The 19,022-nt window shown below is 37.1% G+C and carries 21 protein-coding genes; 4 read left to right on the forward strand and 17 right to left on the reverse strand.

Annotated elements, in window-relative coordinates; translation table 11 throughout:
- Window positions 1-90: 90 nt before the first annotated feature.
- The 4 genes from lepA to gpr form a co-directional block, all read right to left on the reverse strand.
- Complete coding sequence (lepA, locus tag F7731_RS03400; protein WP_151533351.1) at window positions 91-1,926, reverse strand: translation elongation factor 4; 1,836 nt, start codon at window positions 1,924-1,926, stop codon at window positions 91-93.
- 193 nt (window positions 1,927-2,119) lie between these two features.
- Window positions 2,120-2,464, reverse strand: coding sequence for a YqxA family protein (locus F7731_RS03405; RefSeq protein WP_151533352.1), 345 nt, complete (start codon window positions 2,462-2,464; stop codon window positions 2,120-2,122).
- 20 nt (window positions 2,465-2,484) lie between these two features.
- On the reverse strand, window positions 2,485-3,690 hold the full coding sequence (gene spoIIP / locus F7731_RS03410; RefSeq protein WP_151533353.1) for a stage II sporulation protein P: 1,206 nt from the start codon (window positions 3,688-3,690) through the stop codon (window positions 2,485-2,487).
- A 239-nt stretch (window positions 3,691-3,929) separates the two neighbouring features.
- Complete coding sequence (gene gpr / locus F7731_RS03415; protein ID WP_151533354.1) at window positions 3,930-5,054, reverse strand: GPR endopeptidase; 1,125 nt, start codon at window positions 5,052-5,054, stop codon at window positions 3,930-3,932.
- A gap of 249 nt (window positions 5,055-5,303) precedes the next feature.
- Between gpr and rpsT the strand changes: the two genes are divergently transcribed.
- Window positions 5,304-5,570 (forward strand): 30S ribosomal protein S20, encoded by a 267-nt coding sequence (gene rpsT / locus F7731_RS03420; protein WP_151533355.1) that lies wholly within the window; start codon window positions 5,304-5,306, stop codon window positions 5,568-5,570.
- 71 nt (window positions 5,571-5,641) lie between these two features.
- On the opposite strand, the gene holA is transcribed toward rpsT, so the two are convergent.
- On the reverse strand, window positions 5,642-6,664 hold the full coding sequence (gene holA / locus F7731_RS03425; RefSeq protein WP_151533356.1) for a DNA polymerase III subunit delta: 1,023 nt from the start codon (window positions 6,662-6,664) through the stop codon (window positions 5,642-5,644).
- 448 nt (window positions 6,665-7,112) lie between these two features.
- On the opposite strand from holA, the gene F7731_RS03430 reads away from it, so the two are divergent.
- The gene (locus tag F7731_RS03430) at window positions 7,113-7,247 is read left to right on the forward strand and encodes a YqzM family protein (protein ID WP_151533357.1); all 135 of its coding nucleotides are present in this window, start codon (window positions 7,113-7,115) and stop codon (window positions 7,245-7,247) included.
- A 93-nt stretch (window positions 7,248-7,340) separates the two neighbouring features.
- Here F7731_RS03430 and F7731_RS03435 read toward each other — a convergent pair whose 3' ends face one another.
- The 3 genes from F7731_RS03435 to F7731_RS03445 all read right to left on the reverse strand — a co-directional run bounded on the left by F7731_RS03435 (window position 7,341) and on the right by F7731_RS03445 (window position 11,093).
- The gene (locus F7731_RS03435; RefSeq protein WP_151533358.1) at window positions 7,341-9,665 is read right to left on the reverse strand and encodes a DNA internalization-related competence protein ComEC/Rec2; all 2,325 of its coding nucleotides are present in this window, start codon (window positions 9,663-9,665) and stop codon (window positions 7,341-7,343) included.
- A gap of 273 nt (window positions 9,666-9,938) precedes the next feature.
- Window positions 9,939-10,367: a deoxycytidylate deaminase gene (locus F7731_RS03440; protein WP_151533359.1), complete on the reverse strand. Its 429-nt coding sequence runs from the start codon at window positions 10,365-10,367 to the stop codon at window positions 9,939-9,941.
- An 84-nt stretch (window positions 10,368-10,451) separates the two neighbouring features.
- Window positions 10,452-11,093 (reverse strand): helix-hairpin-helix domain-containing protein, encoded by a 642-nt coding sequence (locus tag F7731_RS03445; protein ID WP_212031140.1) that lies wholly within the window; start codon window positions 11,091-11,093, stop codon window positions 10,452-10,454.
- Between the two features lie 78 nt (window positions 11,094-11,171).
- Here F7731_RS03445 and comER point away from each other — a divergent pair, with 78 nt between their 5' ends.
- On the forward strand, window positions 11,172-11,999 hold the full coding sequence (gene comER, locus F7731_RS03450; protein WP_151533361.1) for a late competence protein ComER: 828 nt from the start codon (window positions 11,172-11,174) through the stop codon (window positions 11,997-11,999).
- Window positions 12,000-12,086: 87 nt separating this feature from the next.
- Here the strand turns inward: comER and F7731_RS03455 are convergent, their stop codons facing one another.
- From F7731_RS03455 to F7731_RS03490, 8 genes are all read right to left on the reverse strand, one after another.
- Window positions 12,087-12,842, reverse strand: a complete 756-nt coding sequence (locus F7731_RS03455) for a class I SAM-dependent DNA methyltransferase (RefSeq protein ID WP_151533362.1) — start codon at window positions 12,840-12,842, stop codon at window positions 12,087-12,089.
- The gene (gene rsfS / locus F7731_RS03460) at window positions 12,839-13,195 is read right to left on the reverse strand and encodes a ribosome silencing factor (RefSeq protein ID WP_151533363.1); all 357 of its coding nucleotides are present in this window, start codon (window positions 13,193-13,195) and stop codon (window positions 12,839-12,841) included. Before rsfS ends, F7731_RS03455 begins: the two co-directional genes overlap by 4 nt.
- Window positions 13,192-13,767 (reverse strand): bis(5'-nucleosyl)-tetraphosphatase (symmetrical) YqeK, encoded by a 576-nt coding sequence (gene yqeK / locus F7731_RS03465; RefSeq protein WP_151533364.1) that lies wholly within the window; start codon window positions 13,765-13,767, stop codon window positions 13,192-13,194. Before yqeK ends, rsfS begins: the two co-directional genes overlap by 4 nt.
- Window positions 13,757-14,326: a nicotinate-nucleotide adenylyltransferase gene (locus tag F7731_RS03470; RefSeq protein WP_151533365.1), complete on the reverse strand. Its 570-nt coding sequence runs from the start codon at window positions 14,324-14,326 to the stop codon at window positions 13,757-13,759. Before F7731_RS03470 ends, yqeK begins: the two co-directional genes overlap by 11 nt.
- 60 nt (window positions 14,327-14,386) lie before the next feature.
- Window positions 14,387-14,677, reverse strand: coding sequence for a ribosome assembly RNA-binding protein YhbY (gene yhbY, locus F7731_RS03475; RefSeq protein WP_151533366.1), 291 nt, complete (start codon window positions 14,675-14,677; stop codon window positions 14,387-14,389).
- 4 nt (window positions 14,678-14,681) lie between these two features.
- Entirely contained in the window at window positions 14,682-15,512 is an 831-nt protein-coding gene (gene aroE / locus F7731_RS03480) for a shikimate dehydrogenase (protein ID WP_151533367.1), read from the reverse strand.
- Window positions 15,513-15,725: 213 nt separating this feature from the next.
- On the reverse strand, window positions 15,726-16,829 hold the full coding sequence (gene yqeH, locus F7731_RS03485; RefSeq protein WP_212031141.1) for a ribosome biogenesis GTPase YqeH: 1,104 nt from the start codon (window positions 16,827-16,829) through the stop codon (window positions 15,726-15,728).
- A 4-nt stretch (window positions 16,830-16,833) separates the two neighbouring features.
- Window positions 16,834-17,349 (reverse strand): YqeG family HAD IIIA-type phosphatase, encoded by a 516-nt coding sequence (locus F7731_RS03490; RefSeq protein WP_151533369.1) that lies wholly within the window; start codon window positions 17,347-17,349, stop codon window positions 16,834-16,836.
- Between the two features lie 355 nt (window positions 17,350-17,704).
- Here F7731_RS03490 and F7731_RS03495 point away from each other — a divergent pair, with 355 nt between their 5' ends.
- A complete protein-coding gene (locus F7731_RS03495; RefSeq protein ID WP_151533370.1) occupies window positions 17,705-17,845 on the forward strand; it encodes a sporulation histidine kinase inhibitor Sda in 141 nt (46 codons plus the stop codon).
- A gap of 175 nt (window positions 17,846-18,020) precedes the next feature.
- Here F7731_RS03495 and F7731_RS03500 read toward each other — a convergent pair whose 3' ends face one another.
- Complete coding sequence (locus tag F7731_RS03500; protein ID WP_151533371.1) at window positions 18,021-18,806, reverse strand: phosphatidylserine decarboxylase; 786 nt, start codon at window positions 18,804-18,806, stop codon at window positions 18,021-18,023.
- Window positions 18,807-19,022: the final 216 nt, after the last annotated feature.

Here is a 19,022-nt window from a genome sequence, read left to right on the forward strand (position 1 = left end):
TTAACACACCTTATTTCTTTTTATAAAATAAAAAAGGCGGAAGCCGCTGAATTTTGCAAGCCTTCCAACCTCCTTTTATTAAATCGATTTTTATTTCTTCTTGTTTGTATCGTCCATTTTCAGAACAGCCATGAAAGCTTCTTGTGGAACTTCTACTGAACCCACTTGCTTCATGCGTTTTTTTCCTTCTTTTTGCTTTTCTAATAGCTTTCGTTTACGGGAAATATCTCCCCCGTAACATTTCGCCAAGACGTTTTTACCGATTGATTTAATCGTTGAACGGGCAACAATCTTCTGACCAATAGCCGCTTGTACCGGCACCTCAAACTGCTGGCGCGGAATTAACTCCTTAAGTTTCTCAACAATGACCTTGCCTCGTTCATATGAAAAATCTTTATGAACAATAAAGCTCAATGCGTCAACTTTTTCTCCATTTAACAGGATGTCCATTTTCACAAGCTTAGAAGGCTTATAGCCGATTAGCTCGTAGTCAAAGGAAGCATATCCTTTCGTATTGGATTTAAGCTGGTCAAAGAAATCATAAACGATTTCTGATAAAGGAATTTCGTACGTAATATTGACACGTGTCTCATCCATGTATTGCATATCAATAAAGATACCGCGCTTCTCCTGGCAAAGCTCCATAATTGCACCAACATAATCATTTGGTGCCATCATTGTTGCTTTGACATACGGCTCCTCAACGCGTTCAATTTTTTGCGGATCAGGCATTTTAGATGGGTTATCAATTTTAATATCTGATCCATCAGTTAGGATGACATCATATATAACACTCGGTGCAGTAGTAATTAAGTCAATTTTGAATTCTCGTTCAATCCGCTCTTGGATAATTTCCATATGAAGCAGACCTAAAAATCCGCAGCGGAAACCGAATCCTAGTGCTTGAGAAGTTTCCGGCTCAAACTGTAAAGCTGAATCATTAAGCTCCAGCTTTTCAAGCGCTTCTCTAAGATCGTTAAATTTCGCACTGTCAATCGGATATAATCCGCAATATACCATCGGATTCAATTTACGGTAGCCTGGCAATGGTTCAGTAGCCCCATTTTTTGCATTTGTAATCGTATCCCCGACTCTTGTGTCGCCAACATTTTTGATTGCTGCAGTTAAAAATCCTACATCGCCTACAGTTAATTCGTCGCGGGCCTCTGCTTTTGGAGAGAACACCCCAACTTCAATAACTTCAAACTCCTTGCCCGTTGCCATCATTTTAATTTTGTCTCCAGCTTTAACCGTTCCTTCAACTACCCGGATATAGGCAATAACGCCCCGGTAAGCATCGAACAGGGAGTCAAAAATAAGCGCTTTTAACGGTGCATCTGGGTCTCCTGTTGGAGCCGGAACCTTTTCAACGATCTGTTCCAAAATGTCTTCAATGCCAATTCCAGCTTTAGCTGAAGCTAGAACAGCATCTGAAGCATCTAAACCAATCACTTCTTCTACCTCGCCTCTCACACGCTCGGGATCGGCACTTGGAAGATCGATTTTATTAATGACAGGAATAATTTCCAAATCATTATCAAGGGCTAAATACACATTAGCTAAAGTTTGCGCTTCAATTCCTTGAGCAGCATCAACAACGAGGATTGCGCCTTCACATGCAGCTAAACTACGAGATACCTCATACGTAAAATCGACGTGCCCTGGTGTATCGATTAGATGAAAAGTGTATGTTTCGCCATCTTTTGCTTTATATTTCAATTGAACGGAATTTAATTTAATCGTAATGCCCCGTTCTCTTTCTATATCCATAGAATCTAATAGCTGATTTTTCATTTCACGGGAAGTTAATGCATTTGTTTTTTCCAAAATGCGGTCAGCTAAAGTTGATTTCCCGTGGTCTATATGTGCGATGATGGAAAAATTCCGAATCTTTGATTGTCTATTAAGTCTTTCTTCTCTATTCATTGTTTCACTCCTACATTGAAAAGCACTAGGTCGTACAGCATGCACTATTTTTAGATTATAGCAGTACAATTAGGAAGATTCAATGCTGGTGATTGAGAAAAAATAGCCAGCAGCCGTTTAGAAGAACGTGATTTATTCGAATCCGATTCGGGATAAAAGCTTTCTAAACAAAAAAGGATGCGCACTGCTCCCTCTAATGTTCTTTAATCAAATCAGTTATGAAATGTAGCGTGGTTTCTGCTAGAGCTGAGAGCCCTTCTGAAAGCTTTTTTCCTAAAGAAGAGAAAAAATTATATGCTTTCATTTCCTCGAGCTTCTCTTTTTTTTGCTGAAGATCATGACTAGTGACATCCGTTCCTAGAATAGAAGCATGCAGTTCTCCCGCTTCATTTTCCTGCAAAGTAAATGCCCCTTTAAACCTTTCATCACTATAGCCCTTCATTTTCGTTATTCCTTCATTTGCCTGCTGCATCCCAAATAAAACAGCAAGGAACATAAGTGATGTAAGGAGCAAGGTCTTCAACATAAACCATTTCATAACTGATCACCTCTCTATCATTATTTTTTCTCCCCTTGATCTTTAACAGGAGCGTTAACGCTTTCCGCTTGCCAGTAAAATTCACTGAAAACATCAGCTAAAGCTTCAGCTGAACGATTTAATTCTTCAAATGTATTATCGACACCGCCAAATTCTATTAAGATGGCATTTTCGGATAAGTCTTGATTAAATTTGCCGTTTGTTCCCTTGCCTTGGTTTTGAATAATCCCACGGCTTAAACCTTTATATTTTTCCTCTAGCCTTTTATGCAATTCGGTTGCGAGACGTAAATTTTTCTCATAGTTCGGATTGTCTCCCCCAATAACAAAAGCAAGTTTAGCATATGTTTTCCCATCTACCTCCTTCGTTGTCTTCTCTCTTCTGCCAGCATCCCGGTGTATATCGATCAAGTATGTTAAATCTCGATTAGTAGCAGTCGCAGTCTGTACCACCTGTCTAGATTCTTGATAGGATTGGTGGTATTTCCAGCCTTTTTTATTTAGATTTCCTTGAACATCGGTTTTATCAACAGTCGTTCCAATTCCCTTGCTTTCTAATTCTTCTTGCAGCTTGTCACCAATTTTCATTATATTAATTTCTGAATGATAGGCTAAATCAGGATTAGTAACCCCTTTTAAATATGGAAGATACGACTCTCTATTATGGGTAAAATATAAATAGACAACTTTTTTATCTCCTGTAGTGTGAGGAGGGTTAACTGTTTGTTTTTTATCACCTGACTTCTCAAGACCTTCTATATTTTGTAAGGTCGCTTCTTGTTCGGCCCTAAGAAAATCTGTTGGTGGAGAAGATTCAATCGGAATATTCGTATAATCTGTTCCTTCACCAGCAACTAATATTTTTTGATCATAAAGGGAGAAGGATGGTAACTCTCTGCCTAATAAACTTCTCGGATCATTTAAATTAATATTCGTTGAGAGTTTAAATAGAAAGTTCATTAAAGTTGGAGAGCTTACCTGCTTGTCCAATCCTTGCATAAAATGGTGGTTTTCCCAGCCAATTAGATGATAGAGCATTTCTCCAGTAATTTTATTTGCAGCAGTGTGAACAGAGTTTGAGCTTAATCTGTATTCTGGCTTTAGGGCTGTCAAGGCACCGCTTATTGAGAAAATCATAAATAGGAATAGAAAAAAACCGCCAAATATTTTTAACAGGCTTGATCCTTGGATAAATACGATAACACTGCTAGATTTAATAGGTTTCATTCTTCCACCTCTCTTAGTGAGTCTAGTAATTCATATGACTTCACTAGAGAAGATAGAACAAAAATTCACTTTGTAGGAAATTATTATTTTTACTAATTGTTAATATCTTGAGATTAAATCTGTCTACGTCCAGCTCCACAAGGAATGCCTCGACAGCATAATCATCGCACGAGTAAAAGCGTTAGCTTTTAGGAGGAGCGCCTACCCCCCTCGAGGTCAAGGCGCTTCCGAATTTGTTATTACCTTGTGTAAAAACCTGCATTCTCTTGGTTTACGTTATGATGAAGGGCAGCATTAAGCCCATTGGCAATTAGATTGGCCATATCTTCAATAAATACATCGACTTCTTTTGGCGTGACCATGAGATTATGGCCGATTGGAGATAAGACTTCAAAAATTAATTTTCTCTTTTCCTCATCAGGCAATGTTCCTATCATACCAAGAAAGGTTTTTCGATGTTGTTCCTCTGGCAGGTCTTCCTCTGTAAGCTTTCTTCGTTTGCCAAAGCTCATTCCCGCAGGAGTTAGCGCCCTCGAAGGTCGCCCCCCTTCTCTTATTTCTTTACCAAAATGTTTTAAAATAAAGTCAATCGTATCACTCGTAATTGAAACTGCATCAACAACAGTTGGTACACCAATAGCAACGACAGGAATCCCCAGCGTTTCTTTACTTATTTCTTTACGCTTATTGCCGACACCTGATCCTGGATGGATACCAGAATCGGATATTTGAATCGTTGAATTTACTCGCTCAATTGATCGTGAGGCTAACGCATCAATGGCTATGACAAAATCAGGTTTTGTCTTTTCAACAATTCCAAAAATAATATCGCTCGTTTCAATCCCGGTAATCCCCATAACCCCTGGTGCAATTGCACTAACTGGACGATAGCCTTCTTCAACACTTTCAGGCTGTAATTGATATAAATGTCTAGTAATAAGGAGATTTTCACAAACTTGGGGACCAAGAGCATCTGGTGTAACATTCCAATTTCCTAGGCCCACAACAAGACAGGAGGCCTCTTCCTTTATCCCAAGCTGCTTTAAAAACTGGGCAAACTCCGCTGCAAATATTTTCACTACCTTATGTTGCATTGGTGTATCTTGCTGGCGAATACCAATTGCCTCAATCGTTAAGTATCTACCTTCCTTTTTTCCTAAAGCTTTAGCCCCTTCATTTGTCACTTCAACGTACGAAATTTTTATATCGTCCTCTTCTTTTTCTTTTATTATTACCCCTTCGATTTGAGAAAGGTTTTCTTGATTATGCACTTGTTTTTCTCGATCAGCTATAACCATTTCTCTTGCCTCAATTGCAAGATCTGTTCTAACGGAATATTTACTTAAATCGATAGACTCTTCCAAGCGTATTCCCCCTTACATTTTTCCTTCACTAAGGCAAACTTTGTATTATCTTTTCCTTTACCTAGTAAAATCATTCCTGTTTTTTATCCAGCCGATAAATTGGCTAAAAAAATGAAAAACTAAGGGAGAGTATTGCAAAAGTCGAGCGTGTTTGATAAAATATCACTTGTTCTTAATAATTGATTGTTAATGAATGTGAAAGTCGAGTTATAATATAATCTCGATGTTGTTTTTGGGAGGTGAATTTGAATGCCAAACATTAAATCTGCAATTAAGCGTGTAAAAACGAACGAAACTAAAAAAGTTCAAAACGCTAATGCTAAATCTGCAATGCGTACAGCTGTTAAAAAGGTAGACGCTGCTATCGTTAATAACGATGCTGCTGTAGCGAAAGAATCTTTCGTTGAGGCTGCTCGTAAATTAGACAAAGCTGCTGCTAAAGGTCTTATCCACAAAAACGCTGCTGCTCGTAAAAAGTCTCGTTTAATGAAAAAAATGAACGCTTTAAACGCGTAAGCTTGTATTGGCTATCTTTTATAGATAGCCTTTTATTATACAAAAAAACGGCCGATAGGCCGTTTTTCTATTTAGATAGGGTCCTTCAATCTGAATAAAAACATTTCAATAAGCAATTCTTTTTTCATACTGCTTGTTTTCATTTGATAATCCGCTTCTGCTAATAATTTCATTATATATGTGAGCTCTTTTTCCCCAAAAAGCTGAGCCTGTCCCGCAGCAAGCTTGACACGGAAGGGATGAACCTTTAAATACCCAGCTATTTGCTGTTGGCCATAACCTTTTCTTGCCAGCTCCTTTACTTGATAAATGAGCCTAAATTGCCCAGTAATAATCGCTAAAATTTTGATCGGCTCCTCATTTTGCTTTAACAAATCATAAAAAATCCTTAATGCCTCATCAATTTTGCGGTGAATGATTTTATCAACAAGAGTAAAGATGTTTTGCTCCAATGAACGTGAAACTAATCTTTCAACAATATTCATATCAATTCGTTTACCAGCACCACAGTATAATGCAAGCTTATCAATTTCACTCGTTAGTAAAAATAAATTTGTACCTGCAAGAGTAAGCATGTATTCTGCCGCCTGATCATCAATTTCCACGTCATTTGCAGCAGCTCGTTCTTTAATCCAAGCTTTTAATTCTCCTTCATTTAGCTTTTTTGCCTCAAGAATTGATGCGCTCCTTTTTAATTCTTTCGTTAATTTTTTCCGTTCATCTAATTTTTCGTAATTAGCAATAAAAACGATAATTGTAAAAGGAGATGGTTCCTTTATATACGATTCTAGCTTAGCTAAATTGTGTTCAACCTTTTCTTTCGTTTTCTCAGATGTTAGAAAAACAGGATTATGTAAAAAAATTAATCTTTTTTCCCCCATGAAAGGCAATGTTTCGGCATCTTCAAGTGCCAAATCAATCGCAGTTTCCTCGAGGTCATAAGAAGAAAGATTAAAATCCATTTCCGCTTCACTTAAAACATTGGAAATTAATAACTGTTTCGTTTCATTAATAAGAAATGACTCCGCCCCGTATAATAAAAAAATCGGAGTAAATTTTTTTGCTTTAATTTGCTTCCATAAATCAAAAACCACTGATTTTCTCTCCGTTCCATTAAGATACTTTTATCCTAATGAACCTTGTCCATTTTGACAAGTTAAAAAAAGGCGGGAGATTGTATAAAAAGCATCAATCCTTTTCAAAAGAGAATTGACACCCACTCCATTAAGTGTCAATTCTCCCATCTATAATGAACGTCGGTACATGAGGCCTAGGATACTCAAGTCACGACGGTGCATAACTGTATTAAATATTGTAGCCAGACAAGTTCAACTTATTTGTGACAACTCTTGTCAACAGTGGAAATGCAGCAGGGGACAGCTAGATTTTTTCTTGACTTTAGCTTATACTAAAAGGCGAAAGTTCCTTCAGCTGAGATGTTGATGGTTTGTTGAAACAATCAGGTTTTTCAGGCAGCATCCTCACAGGAGGTAGGGGGTTACTGCCCGTAATGTGAGGAAAAGGATATAGGAGGGGTAGACTGTGAACGAATTTGAAAAAAACGTCCAAAGTAAGCGAAATGACGCTATCGACTCTGGAGTTGGTTTTATCGTGTCTTTCGGTTTCTTCGCAACATTATTTATTATTGCGACAGTCGTAAAAGTTGTGGGCTCTTAATTGTTACATAGAACTAAAAATTGTAAATTGAACCATTGGAGGCTACCTTAACCGTAGCCTCCATTCATTTCATTCAATATATTTAATTTCATCTTATGGCACCATGACAGAAAAGGTTCCATGATTTCCTTTAAAATAATAAGTTATTCCTCCATGCTGATCTGTGCGGAGAACGTTAATATTTCTTTCACTTAAATTCTTTAGCACCTCTTTATTAGGATGGCCGTAGCGATTATTTTTTCCTGCAGAAACGACAGCGAGCTTTGGAGAAATCCGATCAAGGAAGGCAGGCGATGTAGATGATTTACTGCCATGATGTCCAACCTTTAAAACGTCAATTTTTAAATTTTGATAACGATTAATTAATTTCTCCTCTCCGCTCTCTTCTAAATCACCTGTAAACAGCCATGTTAATCCCCCTATTTTTGCATTAAGAACAACAGAGCCGTTATTTCTGTCTTTCTCTGTTTTATCTTGGGGAGACAACACTTGAAAAATGATCCCGCCAGCCTTCCAGCCATCTCCTGCCATCGTAAATCGAAATGGGATTTTCTTTTTGTTGGCTGTTTGTAATAAATTTTTTTCTAACTCTGAAAGGTTCTCACTAATAGGTAAAATCATTTCCTTCACCTTTATTTCCTGCAAAACCTCTGCTGCACCGCCAATATGGTCAGCATCTCCATGCGTTAAAATAAGTTTATCAATTGTCGTTATTCCCTTGCTTTTCAAAAAAGGAACGACGACATCTTTACCAACATCATACTGACTCCTTCGTATCTGCCAATCCTCATTATTAAACAGCAATGTTCCTCCCGTATCAATTAAGTAATTCCCTTTTCCATGGGGAAGCTTAATGAAAATACTGTCACCCTGTCCAACATCAATAAAGGTGATTTCCCCATACGGAGATAAGAATAGGCTAGAGCCATGAATGAATAATAGAATAAGCGGGATTCCTTGAAGCTTTAGCATCTTACGAATCCCTTTTACTTTCTCCCATAAAGAAAAATAGCATAGTAAACAAATTAAATATAGGATTAAAACGACAGTAGGCGGCCTTCCTAGCGTAATCATTGCAAAAGGTATTTGTGCAAACCGGCCAGCTATTTGATCCATCCAAAAAATAATCACATTTAATATTGTAACGGGAAGCTGAATATGACCTTGAAATAAAAGGTGTAAAAGGAAAATGATAAAAACAGCAGGCAAAATCAACATAGAAAAAAGAGGAACAAACAGTATATTTGCTAAAACAGAAATGAGGGAAACTTCATAAAAATAATAAAACATAATCGGGGTAGCAGCTAGCTGGCAAATCAAAGATGTAGCAAACAATATAGAAATAGGATGAGAAAAGCGTTTTAAAATAATAGGAGCTGAAAGAATAAGTGATAAGCTTACTCCGAAGGAAAGCTGAAATCCGACATTATAAATGATATAAGGTGAAAAAAAGGTGTAAATGATAAAAACAATCCCAAGTACATCCGCTGTTACTAACGAAAGCCGCTTTCCCCATTTTTGTAAAGCTAAAAAAATCATCATCATAAAAACTGCACGGATAACGGAAGGGGAAGCGCCTGTAATAATAGCATAAAACGGCAAAAACATAAGCAAAGCTGAAGTCATCTTCTCTCGCGTTACTCCTGCTCGAATGCCTATAAAATAAATCAATCCAGCAAGCATACCAACGTGAAGACCAGAAATCGCTAATAAATGAACAATGCCAAGTTTTTGATAGGCATTTATCACATCTTCTTCAATAAAATTTCGATCTCCGAAAAGCAAGGCTATCGCTAACGGGGCCGTCTCCTTTGGGAAATGATTTTTAACATATTCGATTCCATTTTCTCTGATCGTACGAATGAGAGATAGAGGGGTTTTCTTTTGGGGAATACAATTGGAAGGTTGGACTTGTTCTGCTTTTAAAATCCAAAAGGTCTGATTTCTATGTAAATATTCTTTATAATTAAAGGCGTTGATGTTAGTTGCGGTAAATGGTTCCTCTAAAGAGCCAGTTAATTTACAGGCCATCCCTGTCTTGAAGCTTTTTTCTATGAGCTTCTTCTCATTTTCTGTTTTTATTTTATACGTAACGATGAGTTTTTCTTTATAGTTTATTTCTTTCGCTGTTGCCGTAAACTTATCTCCATCTACCTTTATATTTTCTTGCAGAGAAATGAAAAAGTTCGTTTTATTGTAAGGAATGTCGCTATGATTCGATTTTTCTTTCAATTCGGTTCGGATGAAAAAAACAATAAAAATCATACTGATAGTGACAAGTTGCCTCTTTGTAAAATTCTTCTTTTTATAAAGAAATAATATGAGAAATATTAAAGCTAAAAAGATCATTCCGTTTAGAAGGCTTGTCAAAATCCCCATTAGTGAGGCAACTGTGAAGTAAATCCATTTGCCTTTCATATATGAATATCTCCTTTTAATTTTTATACGTTTCTGTTGATTTCCGCTACAGGCACTTAGCGATCGCGAGCGGTCAGGGAGCCTCCTCGTCGCTTTTGCGTCTGCGGGGTCTCCCTTTGACTCGCTTTTCCAGCAGGACATTAAATATTCATCCGTGAATTAACACCGCACGAAAAAACGCGTATGCATTTTGAGGATCTCGAGCCTTCCGCTCCAATCAACGACAAAATATCAAGCTTTTTGTAAAAAGGCATAGGTGAAATCCTATACCTTTTATTGGGCTTCACTCTTGAAAGGAAGGTGAACGACTTCTACATTTTTCAAAAATTGTTCATTGTATTTATTCGGGTAGGCATGTCGATAAACAACTTTTGCGATGCCAGATTGTGCTAAAGTCTTTGCACAATTTTCGCATGGCTCATGCGTAACATAAGCTGTTGCTTCTTGTATTAATCCTCTGTCAGCATGCAGAACTGCATTAAGTTCAGAATGCAGTGTTCGAATACATCTTCCCTCATCATTGATCAAACAACCGTCATCCTCGCAATGCTCGTGGCCATGTATCGAGCCATTATATCCAGTGGACACAATATGTTTATCCTTAACAATGACACAGCCAACATGTAGTCTTGGGCAAGTTGAACGTGATCCAACTGCTTCTGCAATATCTAAGAAATATTCATCCCAGCTTTTTCTTCCCACAATCTTTACTCCTTACTAAAATTTTCTCAATTGTTATACGTCAAGTTTAAGCTTTGATGTGGAATCGGGTCAATGGAAGATTCATTATTTCACTTTTATACTGTCGCTTAATTTCTCAAAAGTTTTTTCTCCTATTCCGCTTATCGATTTTAAATCTTCTATCACTTTAAAAGGACCGTTTGTTTCGCGAAATTCAATAATAGCTGCTGCTTTTGCTGGGCCAATTCCAGGCAAACTTTGTAACTCTGTTTCATTCGCAGTATTTAAATTCACTTTGCCATCATTTTTTGATTGTCCAAGATTACTTGATCCCTCATCCGTGATTGAAGGAACGGAATCCATTACCTCTTCACCGATCTTTGGAACATAAATAACCATTTCATCCTCTACCCTTATCGCGAAATTAATTTTCGCTTCATCTGCAGATTCATGTAATCCACCTGCCTTACGAATTAAATCGATGACTCGGTCATTTATATCCGCTTCATAAACACCTGGTTTAATCACCGCACCTTTTACATCTACTATAACTGATTCATGAACTATTTCTGCATCCGAATTGACAGCTATATTCTGTTCATCTGTCAGCAGCAGATTATTGTCTTCGAATATATTGCTCTGTTCCTCATCAGGCTGAAATATAAAATAAATCGCCGCAATACTAGCAACTAATCCTGAAATAATATATATTTTGTGCTCTTTAATCAAGTGTATCAACCATATCATCCTTTCTTATTTGGCATATTCTATAAGGGAAATTCATATTGTATAGGAGAAAACTCGCTTGTGAAGGAGGGAAGACACATGAAAATCGGAATTATTGGAACAGGTAATATGGGGAGAATACTGGCAGAAGCATTACTTGATGGAAAAGCCGCTTCCCCTTCTTCGATGACGATCACAAATCGAACAATTTCGAAAGCACAAGAAATTAAGAAGAATTATCAGGAGATACATTTGGCAAAAACGGGTAAAGATGTAGCGGAGCAATCCTCACTCATCTTTGTTTGTGTAAAGCCTCATGACGTTCATAATGTCATTAAAGATATTTCACCTTATCTTTCTAAAGATAAATGCATTGTTTCCATTACAAGCCCCATTAATGTGGAGCAATTAGAAAGTATCGCTCCTTGTTCAGTTGCAAGGATTATTCCGAGTATAACAAATCGCGCGCTCTCTGGGGTTTCTTTATTATCGTTTGGAGAAAACTGCAGGCCCGAGTGGAAAACCATTCTTAAAATGATGTTTGAGAAAATCTCGACAACTGTTGAAATAGAAGAAAATATTACGAGAGTAGCTTCTGATATTGTAAGCTGTGGTCCCGCTTTTTTCAGTTATTTGACGCAGAGGTTTATTCTCGCTGCAGTAAAAGAAACAGAGATTGACCAAGAAACCGCTACAATTTTGGCGGAAAAGATGCTCATTGGAATGGGAGAATTAATGAAAAAAGGATTTTATTCATTGCCGACATTACAAGAAAAGGTTTGTGTAAAAGGAGGAATAACTGGAGAGGCTATTAAAGTCATGGAAAGTGAATTAGGTGATTTGTTTGAACATGTTTTTCAAGCGACACATGCAAAGTTTGATGAAGATATTGACCAAGTAAAAAAATATTATACTCTCCTATCATAAATAATTCTGCATAATTTGTAGAATTCCTTCTTATTTGAAAGAAATTTTTAGACCGGCTACTTAAGCCGGTCTTTTTCCTTTTTGCTATTATGATAATTTCGCTTTTCTGCATATAAAAAAAATACGTTCAGATTGCTCCTGAGGGGGTTGAGCCTCAAAATCTGCTGTTACCTCAACAACCTCAAAACCCGATTCATGAAGCCATTTCTTATATACGTCAACTGGATATGTCCGCTGCAAATGAAGCTCATCATAACGACTATACATATCACTCTCTTTATCTAAAACAAAAAAGCTTAGGTCATGCTCTACACTGTTAGGATATTCCCCTTCAAAGCAGTGCCAAATATAACTGATGTCGTCATCATTGACAGCAAATGTTTGATTCATAAATATTTCTTCCATTTTAAAAACCGAATGGACATCAAAAATAAATAGTCCATGATCATCTAAATGGTGATAAACACGCTGAAAAGTGTTCAATACATCTTCTTCTAACTGTAAATAATTTAATGAATCACAAAATATCCCAATTATATCGAATGATCCTAGACCGTTTAGCTCTGCCATATTTTGCTGAAAAAATAGCAAATCTAGCCCTTTTTCATTAGCTTTCGTTTGAGCAACTGTCAGCATATCCTCTGATAAGTCGACCCCAGTTACTTGAAAACCTTTTTCCGCAAGCTTAATAGAAAGCTCAGCAGTGCCACAGCCTAAATCAAGTAGTTTAAACCCTTTCACTTCATATTTCTTTGCCATATCTAAAATGAAATCGGTCCATTTGTTATACGGAACATCTTTCATTAATTGATCATATAGATAGGCAAATTTTTCATAACTCATTGATTAAGCTCACTTTGGACATTTTCGATCGGCGCATCGCCCCATAGGCGTTCCAAATTATAATAGCTTCTTTCATCACGATGGAAGATATGAGCAACAACATCTCCTAAATCAACTAAAACCCATTTCGCTTCGTCAAAACCTTCTAGTCTCTTCACTGTAAAACCTTTTTCCATAGCTTTTTCCTTCAATTCTCTTGCAATGGCCTGTACTTGCTTATCAGAATTCCCATGGCAAATAAGAAAATAATCTGCGATTAAGGAAATACCTTTCATATTCAAAACAAGGATATCTTCTGCGCGTTTATCATCAGCGGCTTTAACAGCTGTTAAAAGTAAATCTTTTTCGTTCATTCGTTCAGTCCTCCCGACTGCATTATTAAGTCATTATATGTGTGAAACGTAGTAGGAAATACTGGCTGGCCTTTTTTCATTAAGAAAAAAATTGTGTTTTGAATGGATTTAATTAAAGCTTTATCCAAGCTTTCTTTTGCCATTTCCCGTACTTCTTCAACCCCTGGAAAATGCCTTCCGGGTTCGATATAATCCGCAAGGTAGATAACCTTTTCAAGCAAAGTCATCTTCGTTCTTCCAGATGTATGATATCTGATTGCGTCTAAAACTTCATCATCCTGTATGCTGACTTCCTTTTGCACAAGAAAAGCCCCGACAGGAGCATGCCATAGTTCACTATTAAAATCAAGAAGACACTCCGGCATATTCTGTTCGATAATAACTTTTTTCATTTCCTCTTTTGGCCTAAACTTAGCATAGTCATGAAAAATTGCGGCAAGCTCAGCTTTCTTTTCATCTGCACCATATTGGTTTGCTAAAAATAACGCTGTTTCCATGACCCCTAACGTATGCTGATAACGATGCTCCGTTAATTGTTCTTTAACTATTTTTAAAGCAGATTCACGATTCATATAAATTTTTCTCCTTAATATAGTTCCTCACAGAATCAGGAACTAAAAATCGAATCGTCTTTTTTTCCTGTATACGGTTACGAATAAGGCTTGATGAAATCTCCATATTTGGAACATTTGCATAAAGTATTGGATAATTACTTTCATTACGGTATGATGGCCGATTTACACCAATAAATTGCACCATTTCAACTAATTGATCGATATTCTTCCATTTTGGCAAATACTCAATCATATCAGCCCCAATGATAAAATAAAATTGTTTATCATGATGCATTTCCTTTAGAATTTTCATCGTTTCGTAAGTATAGGATGGCCCAGATCTTTGAAGCTCAATATATTCAATTTTGAAATTAGGATGCCCATTAATAGCTAGCTTCAATAAATTTACTCTGTCAGCATCCCGGGTGGCAGATGTTTTTTTTTTATGGGGAGGCTCCTGGTTTGGCATGAACCAAATTTCATCAAGATTAAAATCATGAAATACTTCATTCGCAATAACTAAATGGCCAAGATGTGGCGGATCAAATGTTCCTCCAAGTATGCCGACTTTTCTCAAGATTCATACCTCCCGCTTTCTTATTAAGTTCAAAACGCCACGTTCTCCCAATAGCTCCGATTATGGTAACTGTATTTGTTTATTTTCCCTTGATTCTTTATAAAGGACAATTGTATGGCCAATAATTTGCACAAGCTCCGCATTGGCACCATTTGATAATTGTTCAGCGACAGTATTTTTATCTTCATCACAATTTTGCAAGATTGTAATTTTCATGAGTTCACGCGCTTCGAGTGCATTACTTACTTGTTTAATCATATTTTCATTTACGCCACCCTTTCCGACTTGAAAAATCGGATTTAGATGATGAGCTTTCGCACGTAAAAATCGTTTTTGTTTTCCTGTTAACATTTTGTTATCCTCCTAGTTGTGAAAGAACGATCTTTCTCATTCGCTTCGTATCTGGAAAAATCCCCGTCCATTTTTCAAAGGCAAGTGCGCCTTGAAAGACAAACATATTTAAGCCATTTTGAATGTCTGCGCCATTCTTTTTTGCTTCCTGTAAAAATGTAGTTTCAAGCGGATTATAAATGATATCACTAACAAAAGAGCCCGCTTTCAAATGTTGGATAGAAATCGGCAGCTCCTGAATATTAGGAGCCATCCCAGCTAGAGTTGTTTGGATAATTAAATCATACTGTCCAAGGTTTTTTTCCGCTTCATCCATATTGAGGACTTCTGATTGGACATCGAAAGGGCATTCACTAACGATAACATTAGCCTTTGAAACGGTTCGATTAGAAATATCTAATTGGACCACTCCAGCCTGTGCCATTGTAAAATAAATCCCCCGCGCTGCCCCGCCAGCCCCAATGACTAGTACTTTTTTATCTTGAAGAGATGGTAATTCTTCTAACAACCCTCTTACATAACCACTACCATCTGTATTAAACCCTATGAGTTTCCCATTTTCATTTACTACTGTATTGACCGCTCCGATGGATTTAGCAAGTGGATCGAGCTCATCAAGCAATGGGATGATTGCTTCTTTATGTGGAACGGTCACGTTAAAACCGGCAATTCCAATTGCCTTTAAACCTTTTATCGCCACTTCTAAGTCTTCTCTTTTGACATGAAGCGGCTGATAATAAGCATCAATCTCATAAGCCTGGAATAAATCATTATGCATCACAGGCGACATGGAATGGGCAATCGGATCGCCTATAACTGCAAAAAGCTTTTTCACATCGCTCTCCCCCTCTAAGAAATGCGTAAGCGCCTTCGGAACATTCAAGGACAACAATTGTTCCTGCGATGAATATTCGCAGAAGCTTTTCTTCGTGCTTAACCCCGACAAACACAAGACAAGCCTCACGGAAAGGCGTACCTTACCTTTCTGGGTGTATTGGCTTGTGACCTCGAGGGGGTAAGCGCTGAAGCTAGACAATTCGTCTAATTTTTATATTAATGATTTTCTTAATAGTGCATGGACGCCTCTTGGAACATAGGCAGCAACTTTAGCCCCCGGTTCATTGACTGTTATCCAGCCGAGTCCTGAAAAAACAATATCCGTTTTTCCTTCTTTAATTGTAAACTCATGCCTAACTAACTCTGGGAAGCTCTCTAATTGTTCCGTTCTTGGCGGGGTTAGCATTTCGCCGACATGGTTTTTATATAGTTCATCCGCATTTTCTAATTTCGTCCGATGAATATGTAATTCATTAGAAAAATGACAAACGAAGGATCTTCTGCCGCCTGTCATATAGTCGAAACGGGCTAATCCTCCCATAAAAAGAGTTTGACCTTCATTTAACTGAAATACAGTCGGTTTTATTTCTTTTTTTGGCGTAATGATTTTCAAATCTCTCTTATCGACAAAATGCGCCATTTGATGGTGATTAATAATTCCCGGAGTATCTACTAAAGACTTTCCATCAGATAATGGAATTTCAATAATATCAAGCGTCGTACCAGGAAAATGAGAAGTTGTTATGACATCCCCTTCTCCAGTTACCTCTTTTAAAATTCGGTTAATAAATGTTGATTTGCCGACATTTGTACAGCCGACAACATATACATCTTTGCCTTTTCGGTATTTATCAATGGCTTCTGCTACTTCACTAATATTCTTACCTGTAGCTGCACTAACAAGGAAAACATCCTCTGGCTTCAAGCCCAGCTCTTTTGCTTCTTGCTTCATCCAATTCATTAACTTATTGTGCTTAATGGATTTCGGCAATAGGTCAACTTTATTGCCGATGAGAAGAATTTTATTATTTCCGACAAACCGATGAAGCCCTGGCAGCCAGCTGCCGTTAAAATCAAAAATATCAACTATTTTTACAATGAGAGAATCTCTTTTACCAATCTCATTCAATATTTTTAGAAAATCATCATCGGTTAAATTAACATCCTGTACTTCATTATAATGCTTTAATCGGAAGCAGCGCTGACAAATAATCGCTTCCTTAAGCAGTGCAGATTGCGGTGCATAACCAATTGCATTACGATCTTCTGTTTGAATTTTGACACCGCAGCCTATACATATATATTGTTCACTCACTAAATTAATCCTCCCACTGAATCATGCCTTTTTTTCGAAACCAATTTAAAATTCTTCTTTCAACTAAGCGATTAAACCTAGTAAAGAAGCCGTCTGTTTGTGCAACCGGAACAACAAGAATGGTTTGGAAACCGCTCCGATTGCCACCTAACACATCTGTCAACAGCTGATCGCCAATCACGACAGTCTCTTCTTTCTTTAGACCCATTTCCGTTAGTGCTCTTTTAAATGCTCGTCCTAAAGGCTTTCTCGCCATCGGGATAAACGGGATATTAAGCGGTTCGGAAAAAGCCCTCACTCGGCTGTCATTATTATTAGAAACGATCGTTATTTTCACATTGCTGTTTTTCATTTCTTCAAACCATTTTATTAATTTTGGTGTCGCATTTGGCCGATCCCATTCGACAAGCGTATTATCCAAATCTGTAATAATACCTTTAATACCTTTTTCCTTTAGGCTTTCCGGAGTGACTTCAAAAATACTTTTAGCATGCTGATCCGGCAAAAATTGCTTTAACACTATATTTAACACCTCTGTTTATATGTATAATTCCATTAATTTGTACTCATCATAACTAATTTTATGCGCTCTTTCAAACTTACGTTATTTCGGGATATTCAGAAAACTTTTCGACAATTTTCATCCCGCCCAATATTGTGGATAACTTTATACACATTAACCACACCTATCTACGTGCTTCTCCCTCAACAATTAACAACTTAACCACAAGTTATCCACGAAGGTCTGTGGATAAGAGAACGGTTGTTCTAAATATTAAAATTTGCTAGAGTAATGTTACAACATTAAATCTTACATTATATGTATGAAAATAATCTTATAGAACTTTTTAAATACAAAATGGAGGTGAATAGACATGCGAAAGCTGTCAGACGAATTATTAATTGAATCGTATTATAAAGCGATCGAACTTAACTTAAGCATTGATTTTATCAATCTGATCAAAACTGAAATTCACCGACGTTCATTATCTCATAAAATGAAGGTTTCATCCTAATGGAATCAATTACATTCTACGAAGAGCAAAGAATTGTAGAGCTTTCCAGACCTAAGGGAAACATGAATTTCCGGCGTGAAGATTGCAAATTAACCTTCATGTCGGGCATGTTTTTTTCAATCTCTCCTAGCACGCTATATTAATGACCCTCTGGTTTTTATTCTCTTGTTCTTACTTATTGATGACTCATGTATCCTGCACATTCACCTACTTTAATGTCGTAAGGAGTTTTTATTGAAGATAATGGAGTAAAACTTCCCTTTTCAAACAAGAGCACAACCGTTGAACCAAAGGAAAAGTAAGCCATTTCATCTCCTTTAACTAATTCATCCCCTTCGTGAATTACTTCAATTGAATTGACAAACATGGCACCAACCTTCACAATGGAAATTTTTCCAAATTTATGTTCAACCTCTGTAATTGTCCGATAATTTTTTGAAAGGGTATTTTTACCGTATTTCAAACCGTATTTATTAACTGGATAAGACTTCTTGCCTAATGTCCATTGATCAATGACACGGCCTGTAACCGGGCTATGAATTCTGTGATAATGACTAGGACTTAAATAGAAGATGATAAAGTAGCCATCCGTATACTTTTCAATTTTTTCTTCCTTTCCTAGCATTTCTTTAATCGAGTAATCTTTGCCTTTAACCGTAATGATATGTTCAGGTTTTATCATTCCTATGTTTTCGATGACTGCATCAACAGGGCTGACAATTGAATCAGCACCTTCATCAATCGGGCGAACACCATGTTTGAGTGTCCTTGTAAAGAAATCATGCAGCGTTGGGTAATCGGTTAACCTTTTCTCCATTTCATCTTCGTTAATTTTATATGCTTGACTAAAGGATGAGACAAACATTCGACTTGCTCTTGAACGCGCAAATCTTTTTAATAAGCCTGAAGTGATTTTTCCGTTCGTTAGCTCAATAAAAAGTCGATAAAGAGATTGTTTCATTATTCCACCTCCAAATAGTTAATATTTCCTTTACTGGCAGTACTAAAAAGATTAAAATTAAATATTATTAATATAAGAACTTTGAGATGCAATTATTTTTAAAAGCAAAGTTAGAAAATAACCGACCTATTATTTTAGTGGGTGTTTCAAAAAGGAGGACAAAAATAGCCGAGAAGTTCAAGGAAGCGCAGCCTTCGAGCACCGGAACGTATGCTT

The organism is Cytobacillus depressus (assembly GCF_008923245.1).
Classification (GTDB): Bacteria; Bacillota; Bacilli; order Bacillales; family Cytobacillaceae; genus Cytobacillus; species Cytobacillus depressus.